Source organism: Cytobacillus sp. FSL R7-0680 (assembly GCF_038009245.1).
GTDB classification, from domain to species: Bacteria; Bacillota; Bacilli; order Bacillales; family Cytobacillaceae; genus Cytobacillus; species Cytobacillus kochii.
Map to the genome: position 1 here is coordinate 1,420,242 of NZ_JBBPAO010000001.1, position 12,463 is coordinate 1,432,704.

Genomic DNA, 12,463 nt, shown 5'->3' on the forward strand with positions numbered 1-12,463 from the left:
CTTATTTTAATTTACTTCTCCTCACCAGCTGTTTGTGAAGCATTAAATACCCATTCTAGATTTAACTGGTCCCCTTGGAATTGGTTTTGATCTTCACCGTTTTCAATAAATTCGAATTGTACCCATATTTCATTTGTTTCTCCTGGAGCTAGGCCACTATTCTGCTTCCATAAAGGATCCCATAGGTCTCTTTGAACGATATCAGGGTCCATATTTTTCAATTCATACAAAGTTGTCTCAAAAATAGGTTCAGACTCTTTCTCCCAATTCCACAAAAAGTTCACACGAATATGTTTGCCAAAATCTTCTGTATTATCAGATAATTCATCCGATACTTGGTAATTTGTAAGCAGGTGAACGGATTCAATTGGCAACGAACCACTATTACTTAAAACAAGCTCTCTCGTGACTGTGTCACCCGGTTTTATGTTCTCAACTTGAAACACAACCTCAGGATTAATTGATAAGTCTAGTGTGCCAGCAGCAAATACATGATTCGTCGCTACTTCATCGGAAAAATAGGCAAATGTCCCTCCTCCAACCAGAGCCAATCCAAGTGCTGCTGACATCATCCCAGATGCAAGCTTTCTTTTCACTCCCATAGTAAATCTGCTCCTTTCAACCCTTTATTTTGACTTTTCTTCATTTGCTGAGACTTATAAGAAAAGCTTACGTCAAACATAAAGGAATCAATGGTTGGAATTAAGTTTCCTATGCCCTATTTAAATATAGTCATATTCCTTCATTTTTCACATTTTTAGTAAAAATGAGGTATTTATTACCATTATTATAGGCGGAAAAAGTGATTTTTCAAGCTTACTATTAGCAACCCTGTTATATGCCAAGCTTGTTATTCCCTTTGCCCTTCTCCTACCTATAGTACTTAGGTATTTGTCTCATCCAACACCAAAAGTTGAGATTTAACTATGCCGTTTCTCTATTATTCTATGATTGTCACAAAGAGTTGTATATAGGGTTATTTAATATCAAGTGGACAGATTTTTAAAAAACAAAAGGGGATTGGACCTCATAAAATGTTCCATATGAGAAAATCCATTTCCCCTATAAAAACTTTTTACTTAATGTGCTTAACAGTTTTATACCGCCAAACTCCATTTTCCATTCCCTTCTCTACTTTGTTCTTTTCTTCCAAATAATCTAAGTGACCAATCACCTCTGACATTACAAGGCTGAACTGCGTATAATATTTGTCAGGGTAAAAATGTTGGGCAAGTGCACTCGCTGTTTTTTCTTCTTCAGAAATATAGGACAGGAATTTTTCAGCTTTTCTTTCTATCCCTTTCAACCTTTTATGTATAAGTAAATGTGGCTCCGTTATACGTTCCCCATGCCCACTATAACAATAGTCAATATCATAGGTTAAACATTTTTGCAGTGACTCCACATACTCAAGGACCGTCTTTCTTCTTTCACCATTCATATAAGGTTCAATTAAAGCATTACTTGATATATGGGCGATAAGGTGGTCTCCACCTAACATCACATTGTTTCTTTCATCTATTAAAGCGATATGATCAGGGGCATGTCCTGGTGTTTCAATTACTTTTCTATTAATAATATAATCATTTTCACTTAACGTTCTATAATCAGCACGCAATCCCTCGTATTGTTTTTCTATGACGATATTCTTAAGCTGCTGTACTCTTTGTTCACCTTCCGTCCCACAACCCATCTCACGATATAACCTTTCATAAAAAGAAGTTCTTTGTTCAAAAAATGACTTTTCCCTCTTTAACCGAGGAATCGCTTCAGCATGAACATAGACGGGGATATTATGCTTTTCAATGATTCTAGGAATCAAGCCTATATGATCCTCGTGTGAATGAGTAAGGATGATTTCATTGATATCCTCTAACAGAAATTGATGGCACTGTAGTGTTTGAAGAAATTGCTGCCAACATGCTTCATGATTAATTCCAGCATCTATTAATGTTAACCCTTTACTGCCTTCTACAATAAAAAAATTAAAAGACCGCAAATCACTGTTTGTCGGTATGGTTATTGGATAAATCATGACCTTATTCCCCCTACTAAACTATTTACCTAAAAATGATTGAGTGAGCACTCAATCAAAATGTCTTATTTCTCTAAAAATTTCACTGGCAATGATTATCTCTTAAGTTTTTTTATACAATATAGTATAATAAGTATGATTGTCAAACCGACCATTGCCACGCGAATATTGTCCATACTTGAGGTGATAGAATGGAATTTCATGCAGAAACAACAAAAGATAAAGTGTTATTTTTATTAAAAAAAGAGTCTTCCATGTCTGTCAACGACCTTAAGGAACGCCTGAATATTAGCCATATGGCGGTGAGAAAACATTTAACCGGATTAGAGAATAGCGGTTTAATCGCATCTATAGAAACGAAACAAGCGCTAGGTCGCCCGACTCAATTCTACTATTTAACAAGTAAAGGCGAACATTCTTTTCCGAAAAATTATGAAGGTCTATCACTTGAATTTCTCAATGATATCGAAGAATTGTATGGCAGTGAAGCAATTGAAAACTTATTTATGAAACGGGAAAAGCGACTAGTGGAAGAGTACGAAAATAGATTACTAGAACAAGCGCCTGATATGAAAATGCAAACATTATTAAACATTCAAAATGAAAAAGGCTATATGGCATACTTGTCAAAAACAGGAACAGACGAATATGAGCTCACAGAGTTTAATTGTCCCATTCTTTCCATAGCCCAATCTTATAAAACAGCTTGTCATTGTGAAACCCAATTGTTCAAGCAAGCATTAAACACAAATCAAGTCCACCGTGTAAGATGCAAAACAGAAGGGCATGATCATTGCCAATTTAAAATTAAATTTAATTGACTGAACTATTACTTGATGGAGTAATAGTTTTTCTTTTTTATTGACACTGGTCGGTTGATTGTTTTGTGGATTTTTAGGGCCTCCCTTTTTGTATGTATCTTCTTTTTATGACATGTCGAATAGGAACAACAGAGTATATTTTTTACTTTGTGTTTGTGGTTTGTGTATATTTTCTATTTGTCCCCTCTTTTTCCTAGATTCCTCATAGGTTGTGTGCTTTTTGTTTTTAGCTTTTAAATGCTTCTACCTCTCATTATGTATATAAAAAAGACCCAAAATCAAATTTTGGGTCCCTCATCAACATCCTTATTTTGATGCTGCGAATAATTTGTTTACTTCATCCCAATTCACAACATTGAAGAATGCTTGAACATAATCTGGGCGTTTGTTTTGATATTTTAAGTAGTAAGCATGCTCCCAAACGTCAAGACCAAGGATTGGTGTTTTACCTTCCATTACTGGGCTATCTTGGTTTGGTGTGCTTGTAATAGATAATTGACCATTTTCAGATACTAACCATGCCCAACCAGAACCAAAGCGTCCAGCTGCAGCTTTAGCGAATTGGTCTTTAAATGCATCATAGCTACCAAAAGCTTCTTCAATTGCACCAGCAACGTCACCAGTTGGTGCACCGCCACCGTTTGGAGAAAGAAGTGTCCAGAACAAGCTGTGGTTTGCATGTCCGCCACCGTTATTACGTACAGCTGTACGAATATCTTCAGGAACAGCGTCTAAGTTAGCAATTAGTTCTTCAATAGATTTGCTAGCTAACTCGTCATGTCCTTCTAATGCAGCATTTAAGTTGTTTACATATGTTGCATGGTGACGATCGTGGTGGATTTCCATTGTTTGCGCATCGATATGTGGTTCAAGCGCATCGTTTGCATAAGGTAATGCTGGTAATTCGTGTTTAGCCATTTTGAATTCCTCCTAATATGTAAAATCTATTTACACTCTATATTTTAGAATACCTTATCTACTTTTTCAACTAATAAGTATAAAAAGTAACTAGAAAATAAAACTCCTTATTTCCACCTTATTTTGTTAAACTTGGGATACAATGAGTGAGAGGGTGACTTTATGAAAGCAGTCCTCCATTTATTTCGATGGTACGTTAGCCAACACATTAAATTGTAACGCTGCGTTAAACAAGATGTTTAACATTTAATGAGCGTACACTTTCTCATCATGAATGCCAACCTATGTTAGGTTCATCAGAATCAGGGATTTCCGAAAACATCTAAAGCTTACCAAACGACGGAGTTTCAACTACAAGCAAATACCGAATTGGATGATTGATAAACATTGTGTAAAGCTTATCAAAGGGGATGAGATAATGAGCGACCAGTGGTTAACATGGGCGAGGAAAATCCAAGCAATCTCACAATCAGGCTTAGCTTTTTCAAAAGATATCTATGATATTGAAAGGTATGAGCAGTTAAAAGAACTGAGTGCTGAGATCATAGGTGAGTACTCAGGGCAAACAATGGATGAGATTGTGGCAGTATTAAGTAAGAATCAGGCTATCAAACACCGAAAATTGACGTACGAGGGGTTGTTTTCAGGAAAAACCAAATTTTGCTAGCGAAAGAAAATGTTGATAACAAATGGTCCTTACCAGGTGGTTTTTGTGATGTTGGCTTATCTGCAAGTGAGAATGTTATAAAAGAAATTCAAGAAGAATCAGGTTTTATTTGTGTTGCGAAGAAGCTCATAGCCTTATTGGATATGAATAAGCACCCACACCCCAAACAATTCTTCCATTATTATAAAATATTTATTTTATGTGAGATGTCGGGCGGACAAGCTGCCTGTGGTATAGAAACCGAGGCGATTGATTTTTTCACTGAAAACAACTTACCTCCTTTACCCCTTAATCGAAATACGGGAGAACAAATCAAAATGGCTTTTAGCTACCTTAAAGATCCTCATAAATTCCCCATCTTCGATTAATCAAAGTAAAAGGCCCATTACCATTTTTGGTTATGAGCCTTTTTCTTATGCATCAATGATTATCTTCTGTAATCGCTCTTGCCACGCTTCATCTGTTAAACCATTTTCTTTCACGTATAAATTATCAGGGTGTGTGCGGCATTCATCCGAACAGCTCCGTAAATATTTATGCTCGTTTTCTTCTGTCGTCATAAAACGTTTATCACATTCAGGATTAGCACAATTGACATAACGTTCACAAGATTCACCAGTGAAATAGTCTTTTCCGACAATGGTATGTTCTTTCTGATTAATTGGCACACTGATTCTTTCATCAAATACATAACATTGACCGTCCCATAGTTCTCCTTGAACTTCTGGGTCCTTACCATATGTGACAATGCCACCATGTAGCTGACTCACATCTTCAAAACCTTCTCTTACTAACCAACCAGAGAATTTTTCACAACGTATGCCACCTGTACAATATGTTAAAATCTTCTTACCAGAAAGTTGGTCTTTATGTTCACGTATCCAATCAGGTAAATCACGAAATGCTTCAACATCCGGTCTAATCGCCCCTCTAAAGTGGCCGATATCATATTCATAATCATTTCTTGCATCTATAACAACAGTATCCTCTGCTTGCATTGCTTCAAAGAATGCTTTTGGCTCTAAATATTTGCCTGTGATCTCATTAGGATTGAGATCATCCTCAAGTTTTAAAGTCACTATTTCATTACGAGGTCTGACATGCATTTTCTTGAATGCATGGCCATTCGTTTCATCAATTTTAAAGACCATATCACTGAAGCGTTTGTCGTTTTTCATCATATCTATATACGCATTTGTTTGTTCCACTGTGCCTGAAACCGTACCGTTTATACCTTCTTTGGCAACAAGGATTCTTCCTTTTAATCCGAGCTCACGACATGCTTTTAAATGATGTTTACTAAAGGCTTCAGGATGTTCGATTGTTACATATTTATAATAGAGTAAGACGCGGTATTGATTATTTTCTTCTGTCATTTCTTCCACCTGCTTATTTCTGTTCTTTCATTTGCGATAATAGTTCACTGGGCGTTTCACATTGTATAAACTCGCCATTAACTATTGCATATGGACTTTTCTTGCATTGCTTACAATGTGATTGGCATTCATATTGTTTGTAAGATACCTCTTTACTAGAAAGAAAAGGACCAAATAGCGTAAAGTCTTCATCAGTATAAAAACGATCGAGGTTCTTTTCACAAAATTCTATCGTAACTTGTTCTTTTTTCGAAAAAATTTTATTAAATAATCCCATTTACAACATCCTTTTTTAGATGTCTATTTCATATTTATCCGTAGAATACTATACCATGCTTTGACAAGCATTTTCAAATAGATTTGTAACCATTACCTTTCCCTAATCTCATTCACTATAACTTTTAAACCGTTCGTCAAAGGAGATTTGCTCATACTAGCAATCATTTCTGCTCTATCCAATTCCATTTGTCTTAACGTATGTAATAAGGAACCAATTGCTTCTTCCTCAACTACTTTAGCGAATCCTTTTTGTGCAAAAGACTCAGCATTTAACAATTGATCTCCTCTACTTTGTTTTTTAGATAGGGGAATGATTAACATGGGCATATTTAGTGCTAAAAATTCAAATAACGCATTGGATCCACCCCTTGTGATTACACAATGAGTAGCGGCAAGGATATGTGGTAATTCCTCATGAATATATTCAAATTGTTTATAACCTGCTTTCCCTAGTAAACTTTCATCAACTTGACCTTTTCCACAAATATGCACAACTTGATAGTTACCTAATAGATTCGGTAATTCCTTGCGAACTTGTTCGTTTATCTTTTTAGCACCTAAACTACCACCCATAACAGTAATAATTGGCTTTACACTAGAAAAATGAAGCAACTTTAGGGCCGTGTTTTTATCGCCGTTAAATATTTCTGGCCGTATTGGTGAGCCAATGGCAAACACTTTTTCTCGCGGAAAATAAGCTTTCGCTTCTTCAAACGAAGTGAACACCTTTTCAGCAAACCGCTGGGCAATTTTATTTGCTAATCCGGGTGTTAAATCACTCTCATGGATAAATGCTGGTATTTTTAGCATTTTAGCAGCAATTATTACGGGGACTGATACAAATCCACCCTTTGAAAAGAGCAAATCAGGTTTTATCTGTTTTATGATTCTCCTTGCGTCAATTACACCTTTCATGACGCGAAAGATATCCCTTACATTCTCTAAGTCTATATATCTTCTTAATTTCCCACTGGAAATTGAAAAATAAGGGACCTCGGTCTTTGCGATTAACTCCTTTTCAATGCCTGTTTTCGAACCTATGTAAAAAAAATCGACTTCGTTCTGTAATTCTGTAATAAGGGCGAGATTAGGGGTAACATGCCCCGCTGATCCCCCTCCTGTTAAAACTACTTTTTTCTTAGCCAACATAAATCATTCTCCTCATTCTCTTATTTAATGGTCTTACTGTTATTTTATTTTCCTAACCCCTCCCATGCAAATTTGATTTCTTCTATTTCAGCCTGAGCTCCTCCCTCATCATGAACATCAATAAAGCCAATTGCGCGGTTTAAACTTGTGCCTATTTGATTCAGTTCATTTTTCTCTACAGAAAACTGCACTCGCATCTGAACAGTTAAAAACCCTTCTTTGGCTCTATTGATTTGTTTTTTTGCACTTTTCCAATCACCTTCGTGAATTGATTGTTCAACTAAAGAAAGCGTCCCTATTACATCATCCCCATCAACAAGTGGTTGTTTAAGAAAATCTCCAGACTTCATTGTGAAAATAAAAATAGCCAATATAAGTAATGGAATCATTTTATAAAGAATAAACTCTTTCATTTACTTCAATCCTTTAAAATCTGTTATATCTACGGGTTTTTTCATTTTATCATGATAAGCGTCAATAAAGAGCATCCCGTTGCTATCAATAATTGCTAGAAAGATATCACTAATTTTTGTATATCCACGATTTTTTAATTCTTTCATCAGCCATTCCTCAGATTTTTGCAATTGCTGCAAATTATTGCGGACAAGCACACCATCATAAATTAATTCCGTCCCTATTCCTTTATATGTAGACTTTAACTGTAAATCTCTTGGGGTAACTGGTAAATAATCCGCTTTTTTTAACACGGATATTTGCCCATCTTTTTCTACAATTGCATAATCTACCTCTTTTAAATCAAATATCCCTTTTTCTCTTAGTTGTTCTTGGAGATCAGAGATACGGTAACGCAGTTTCTTCATAACTTCATCCATAATTTCCCCATCCATAATAACGATGACAGGCTCCCCATCGAAATAGATTGATGCTTGTCGCCACTTCATTGTTACTTTTTGCAGACATAATACAAGAACCGTCCATGTAAATAGCCCCACCCAATATGGCCAAGCATCTGTCGCGATGTCTGCTGAAAGATTTGCGGCCATAGAACCAATCGAGATACCTAAAATGTAATCAAAGAATGTGATTTGACTCACTGTTTGTTTACCTAAAAATCGTGTAAATATAAGTAATGTACCAAAAGCAATAATCGACCTTACAATAACGACCGATGTCTCATTCATTGACTTCACTCCTACAATCATTGCCTTTAGTATGAGCAGAACTAGAAAAAGTATCCAGAAAACCATTGAAGTTTGAGGGGAGTAAATAGATTTTTTACAAATGAAATTTTTTTGTATAGATACAAGGGTTCTTATTTAAAGAATCAAGATTCTCGCACCATCTTTACAAGTTTTGCTTGCTTAGTTAACATCTATTTAATTTTACATTTGTTAGTTGCACAATAGATTGCTTTATCCTTTGTCAATTAATATGCACAACACAAAAAAATGAAGCCTTATTAGACTTCATTTCATTTTCTCCCTATATATCTAATTCTAAGAAAATCGGACAATGATCACTACCCATTGTTTGACAGTGTGCACCGGCATCTTTGATTTGTGCTTTTAATTTTTCCGACACGATAAAATAATCAATTCGCCAGCCAATATTCCGCTCTCTCACTTTGGCCATGTACGACCACCATGTATAGACATCTGTCTTTTCTGGATAAAGGTATCTAAAAGAATCGACAAATCCTGATTCAAGGAGAATTGTCATTTTCCCGCGTTCTTCATCAGTAAATCCTGAATTTCCAATATTGGACTTTGCATTCTTCAAATCAATTGTTTGGTGTGCAACATTTAAGTCCCCTGTATAAATCACCGGTTTTTCCGCCTCTAACGAAAGCAAATATGTTTTTAATTCATCTTCCCATTGTAAACGATAGTCTAATCGGGATAGATCTCTTTTTGAATTCGGTGTATATACATTTACAAGGTAAAACGTTTCAAATTCCAACGTGATAATTCTACCTTCTTCTTGTTCTTCGTTTTCCCCTATGCCATATTTTACTGATAAAGGTTTTTCTTTCGTAAAAATAGCGGTTCCTGAATAGCCCTTCTTAACAGCATAATTCCAATATTGATGATAGCCTTTTAAATCTAATTCAATTTGACCCGCTTGAAGCTTTGATTCTTGTATACAAAACACATCCGCATCCACTTCTGCAAAAAAATCGAGAAAGCCTTTCTTCACACAAGCACGCAAACCATTTACATTCCATGACACAAATTTCATGTTGCTAAACTCCCCTTTATCTCTATCTGACCCTTCTTATTCTATAGGAAGTTTGTCTTTGATAAAAGCCTTGTGATTTGCTATAGTTTTTACGTATAGTTGAAGGAGGAATACTAATGGCTGATCATCAATTTCATTTAAAAGCACACTTTCCAGGATTACGAAATAGCATCGGAACAATCGAAAGTGGACAACTGCATACAAAAGTATCTATTCCACCTGAAATGAACGGTCCAGGAGTAGGGACTAACCCAGATGAAATGCTTCTAGGTGCTGCTGCCACTTGTTATATCATTACATTAGCTGCCATGATGGAAAGAAGTAAAGTGGAAAAAAATGATTTATCGATGGACTCAACTGCAATTGTTAACGAAACGAATGGCGTCTTAACTTATAAGAAAATCATTCATAAACCAACCATCGTACTTACTAACCGTGATAATGAACGTGACAGAGATCTTGCTCTGAGATTGGCTAAAAAAGCAGAAGCATCCTGCATGATTTCACGCGCCATACAAGGCAATGTAGATATTGAACTAGAAGTAACCATTAGATAAAAGTTTTGCTTTCAATCCACGTCTCTTACAGGTATTCACTAGAGGCGTGAGGATTTAATAAAACGACACCAACCACTTCTCCGTGATTTCTACAAATCTTTTGGCTGCTGGTGACAGATTAAACTTCATCGCTAATCCTAATGTGCGATAGCTTTCTTCCTTTAATGGCATTACCACACAATTTTTAGGAATGGTTTCTAATAATAATTCTGGCAATATGCTTACACCAAAATTATGAGCAACCATTGACTTAATTGAATCTTCTGCCATTAATTCAAAGCGAATATTTGGTTGGATCTCCGCTTTAGCAAATAAATCTTTTACTTCATGGTACCCCCCATATGTCGGCATGATAAAAGGGATATCCTTTAACTCTTGTACGCTTATTTCACTTCTTTTTGAAAAAGGATGATCTGTTGACACAATACAACGCAAACGGTCTTTTTTTAACGGAATAACATCAAAATGACTGGAGCTATCGACATTAATAAAGCCACAATCTAATTTTCCATTAAGAATCCAACGGTCAATCGCTTCATAATCTCCTTCAATTAATTCAATACGGATATGTGGGTAACTTTGCTCCATTGATTTAATGATTTCGGGTAACCAAGTAGATGAAACACTTGTAAATGTCCCTACTTTTACTGTTCCTTTCATCAAACCCGTTATTTTCGCTGCCTCTTGTTGTACTTGTTCGTCATAATGTAACACCTTACGTATACTTACAAGCATGCTTCTTCCTTCATTCGTCAATGTAAGCCCACCTCTTGAGCGATGAAAAAGCGTGAAACCTAATTCCTTTTCTAAATTAGCCATCGCATGACTGACTGCAGATTGTGTCATCCCTAGTACTTCTGCTGCTTTCGTAAAACTTTGAAGCTCAGAAACCTTGCTATAAATCTCATATTTAACTAAACTCATCTCGCTACTCCTTTTCATGAAATTATTTCATATAAACAATGAAAAAGATTCGTTTTATTAATGTTAATAGATTCATTATAATACATGTAGAAAATCATGAGAATGGAGAAATGGTTATGAGTATGCGCACGAAAGCAACGATTCTTTTAGTTGTGGTAAATTTTTTCTGGGGATTATCTTATATTTTTATGAAGATGGGAATCGCGTCGATTGAACCATTTAACCTTGTCGCATTAAGATGTTTAATTGCCTTTATAATTGCCGCTACCTTTTTTTATCGTTCTTTACGGCATGTAAATATCGAACTTTTATTTTACAGTTTTCTATTAGGCTTCTTATTATTACTTGTGTTCTCTTTAGTTACCGTTGGCTTAACGATGACAGATGCTTCTAATGCCGGATTTTTATTAAGTATGACGGTCATATTCGTTCCGGTGATCCAAAGTATTTTGCAAAGAAAGTTACCAATCGTGCCAGTTAGAATTGGCATCATCATTACATTTGTTGGTATTATCATCATGACAATTACACATTCCTTATCATTCAATTACGGCGATATTTTGTGTATGCTTTCCGCTCTCGCATACGCTATTCAAATTCTGATTATTGGAAGAGTCACTAAGGATCATGAACCTATTACAGTTGGTATCATGCAACTCGGCTTTGCTGGTATACTCGCTCTTGTTTTAAGTAGCTTTTTTGAATCACCAATCCTGCCCCAAAACACAGTTGCTTGGATGAGTATACTTGGACTAGCGATCCTATGTAGTGCCTTTGGCTTTATTTCCCAAGCAGTGGCACAAAAACATACATCACCAACACAAACGAGTTTAATGTTTTCGCTAGAACCTCTCTTCGCTGCCGGTCTAGCTGTTATTATTCTTGGTGAAGCATTTACCATTCGAGATATCATAGGTGCTTTTTTAATTATTTGTGGTGTGATTGTTGCGACATTAGGGAGTTATCGAGTGCCTGTTAAGGTAAAAACTGAGCAAACAATGGAACAAAAAACAGAAAAAATTCTACTTTAGTACAGCCATTAACTTAATATGGAAAGGAGGAAGTTTATGTTATCACTTCGTAGAGTCTTAAAATTACGTGATTTAGAAATCTTTCATGTATGGAAGCAAGAACATTTCTTATCTTATGTAATCATTGAAGATACTAGAAAACCTTTTACAATTGATGATAAAAAACTAGAGCCACTATGTTATATGGATGAAGAAGATATTGATGAGATACTAAATGTTTTCAGAATTTCTATCATTAATGATGAAAAGTTAAACGAAGAGGATTCGGAAACACTACGATTATATTTTTCGGACTTCGTTAACAATACTCACTTAACAAATTTTATTATGAAGGAATATATTCAAGAAGGTTTGTATGAGAACAAAGACGATATAAAATCCTTTAATAAAATCCTACAAAGTATTGGTTCAAATTATATAATAGAAGAATTTGATGAAAAAAATTGGATTTATTTATCACAAGACTAAGGTTTCTTATAAAAATAGAGCCGTTCACTTCGTTCAGAA

14 protein-coding genes and 1 pseudogene are annotated in these 12,463 nt (G+C 35.5%); 5 read left to right on the forward strand and 10 right to left on the reverse strand.

Going from position 1 to position 12,463, the window contains the following annotated elements:
• Positions 1 to 11: 11 nt before the first annotated feature.
• Positions 12 to 602, reverse strand: coding sequence for a CalY family protein (locus MKY26_RS07110; protein WP_307313603.1), 591 nt, complete (start codon positions 600 to 602; stop codon positions 12 to 14).
• Positions 603 to 1,075: 473 nt separating this feature from the next.
• Positions 1,076 to 2,035 carry an MBL fold metallo-hydrolase gene (locus MKY26_RS07115; RefSeq protein WP_341094346.1) on the reverse strand — a complete coding sequence of 320 codons (960 nt, stop codon included), beginning with the start codon at positions 2,033 to 2,035 and terminating at the stop codon, positions 1,076 to 1,078.
• Positions 2,036 to 2,226: 191 nt separating this feature from the next.
• Between MKY26_RS07115 and MKY26_RS07120 the strand changes: the two genes are divergently transcribed.
• Positions 2,227 to 2,856 carry a helix-turn-helix transcriptional regulator gene (locus MKY26_RS07120; RefSeq protein ID WP_328198011.1) on the forward strand — a complete coding sequence of 210 codons (630 nt, stop codon included), beginning with the start codon at positions 2,227 to 2,229 and terminating at the stop codon, positions 2,854 to 2,856.
• Positions 2,857 to 3,162: 306 nt separating this feature from the next.
• Here the strand turns inward: MKY26_RS07120 and MKY26_RS07125 are convergent, their stop codons facing one another.
• The gene (locus tag MKY26_RS07125; RefSeq protein WP_095373101.1) at positions 3,163 to 3,774 is read right to left on the reverse strand and encodes a superoxide dismutase; all 612 of its coding nucleotides are present in this window, start codon (positions 3,772 to 3,774) and stop codon (positions 3,163 to 3,165) included.
• Positions 3,775 to 4,192: 418 nt separating this feature from the next.
• Here MKY26_RS07125 and MKY26_RS07130 point away from each other — a divergent pair.
• A pseudogene (locus MKY26_RS07130) lies at positions 4,193 to 4,809 on the forward strand (NUDIX hydrolase).
• A gap of 45 nt (positions 4,810 to 4,854) precedes the next feature.
• Here MKY26_RS07130 and trhO read toward each other — a convergent pair.
• From trhO to MKY26_RS07160, 6 genes are all read right to left on the reverse strand, one after another.
• Complete coding sequence (trhO, locus tag MKY26_RS07135) at positions 4,855 to 5,817, reverse strand: oxygen-dependent tRNA uridine(34) hydroxylase TrhO (RefSeq protein ID WP_341094356.1); 963 nt, start codon at positions 5,815 to 5,817, stop codon at positions 4,855 to 4,857.
• A gap of 13 nt (positions 5,818 to 5,830) precedes the next feature.
• Positions 5,831 to 6,094, reverse strand: coding sequence for a DUF1450 domain-containing protein (locus MKY26_RS07140; protein ID WP_095373098.1), 264 nt, complete (start codon positions 6,092 to 6,094; stop codon positions 5,831 to 5,833).
• Between the two features lie 92 nt (positions 6,095 to 6,186).
• Complete coding sequence (locus MKY26_RS07145) at positions 6,187 to 7,242, reverse strand: undecaprenyldiphospho-muramoylpentapeptide beta-N-acetylglucosaminyltransferase (RefSeq protein ID WP_445293138.1); 1,056 nt, start codon at positions 7,240 to 7,242, stop codon at positions 6,187 to 6,189.
• Positions 7,243 to 7,289: 47 nt separating this feature from the next.
• On the reverse strand, positions 7,290 to 7,658 hold the full coding sequence (locus tag MKY26_RS07150) for a DUF4363 family protein (RefSeq protein ID WP_341094372.1): 369 nt from the start codon (positions 7,656 to 7,658) through the stop codon (positions 7,290 to 7,292).
• Positions 7,659 to 8,387 (reverse strand): DUF421 domain-containing protein, encoded by a 729-nt coding sequence (locus MKY26_RS07155; protein ID WP_095373096.1) that lies wholly within the window; start codon positions 8,385 to 8,387, stop codon positions 7,659 to 7,661. It abuts the gene before it with no gap.
• Positions 8,388 to 8,688: 301 nt separating this feature from the next.
• The gene (locus MKY26_RS07160; RefSeq protein ID WP_341094383.1) at positions 8,689 to 9,444 is read right to left on the reverse strand and encodes an exodeoxyribonuclease III; all 756 of its coding nucleotides are present in this window, start codon (positions 9,442 to 9,444) and stop codon (positions 8,689 to 8,691) included.
• 116 nt (positions 9,445 to 9,560) lie between these two features.
• On the opposite strand from MKY26_RS07160, the gene MKY26_RS07165 reads away from it, so the two are divergent.
• Positions 9,561 to 10,001 (forward strand): OsmC family protein, encoded by a 441-nt coding sequence (locus MKY26_RS07165; RefSeq protein WP_307313581.1) that lies wholly within the window; start codon positions 9,561 to 9,563, stop codon positions 9,999 to 10,001.
• Between the two features lie 54 nt (positions 10,002 to 10,055).
• On the opposite strand, the gene MKY26_RS07170 is transcribed toward MKY26_RS07165, so the two are convergent.
• Positions 10,056 to 10,925: a LysR family transcriptional regulator gene (locus MKY26_RS07170; protein WP_322909447.1), complete on the reverse strand. Its 870-nt coding sequence runs from the start codon at positions 10,923 to 10,925 to the stop codon at positions 10,056 to 10,058.
• 116 nt (positions 10,926 to 11,041) lie between these two features.
• Between MKY26_RS07170 and MKY26_RS07175 the strand changes: the two genes are divergently transcribed.
• Together MKY26_RS07175 and MKY26_RS07180 are read left to right on the forward strand one after the other, a co-directional pair.
• On the forward strand, positions 11,042 to 11,956 hold the full coding sequence (locus MKY26_RS07175) for a DMT family transporter (RefSeq protein ID WP_322909448.1): 915 nt from the start codon (positions 11,042 to 11,044) through the stop codon (positions 11,954 to 11,956).
• Between the two features lie 36 nt (positions 11,957 to 11,992).
• Positions 11,993 to 12,424 (forward strand): terpene synthase, encoded by a 432-nt coding sequence (locus MKY26_RS07180; RefSeq protein ID WP_307313575.1) that lies wholly within the window; start codon positions 11,993 to 11,995, stop codon positions 12,422 to 12,424.
• Positions 12,425 to 12,463 lie beyond the last annotated feature (39 nt).

Coding starts and splice junctions, on each gene's coding strand:
- MKY26_RS07110 (WP_307313603.1), bottom strand. CDS start 602: ATGGGAGTGAAAAGAAAGCTTGCATCTGGGATGATGTCAGCAGCACTT.
- MKY26_RS07150 (WP_341094372.1), bottom strand. CDS start 7,658: ATGAAAGAGTTTATTCTTTATAAAATGATTCCATTACTTATATTGGCT.
- MKY26_RS07180 (WP_307313575.1), top strand. CDS start 11,993: ATGTTATCACTTCGTAGAGTCTTAAAATTACGTGATTTAGAAATCTTT.
- MKY26_RS07125 (WP_095373101.1), bottom strand. CDS start 3,774: ATGGCTAAACACGAATTACCAGCATTACCTTATGCAAACGATGCGCTT.
- MKY26_RS07140 (WP_095373098.1), bottom strand. CDS start 6,094: ATGGGATTATTTAATAAAATTTTTTCGAAAAAAGAACAAGTTACGATA.
- MKY26_RS07170 (WP_322909447.1), bottom strand. CDS start 10,925: ATGAGTTTAGTTAAATATGAGATTTATAGCAAGGTTTCTGAGCTTCAA.
- MKY26_RS07155 (WP_095373096.1), bottom strand. CDS start 8,387: ATGAATGAGACATCGGTCGTTATTGTAAGGTCGATTATTGCTTTTGGT.
- MKY26_RS07165 (WP_307313581.1), top strand. CDS start 9,561: ATGGCTGATCATCAATTTCATTTAAAAGCACACTTTCCAGGATTACGA.
- MKY26_RS07115 (WP_341094346.1), bottom strand. CDS start 2,035: ATGATTTATCCAATAACCATACCGACAAACAGTGATTTGCGGTCTTTT.
- MKY26_RS07120 (WP_328198011.1), top strand. CDS start 2,227: ATGGAATTTCATGCAGAAACAACAAAAGATAAAGTGTTATTTTTATTA.
- MKY26_RS07160 (WP_341094383.1), bottom strand. CDS start 9,444: ATGAAATTTGTGTCATGGAATGTAAATGGTTTGCGTGCTTGTGTGAAG.
- trhO (WP_341094356.1), bottom strand. CDS start 5,817: ATGACAGAAGAAAATAATCAATACCGCGTCTTACTCTATTATAAATAT.
- MKY26_RS07175 (WP_322909448.1), top strand. CDS start 11,042: ATGAGTATGCGCACGAAAGCAACGATTCTTTTAGTTGTGGTAAATTTT.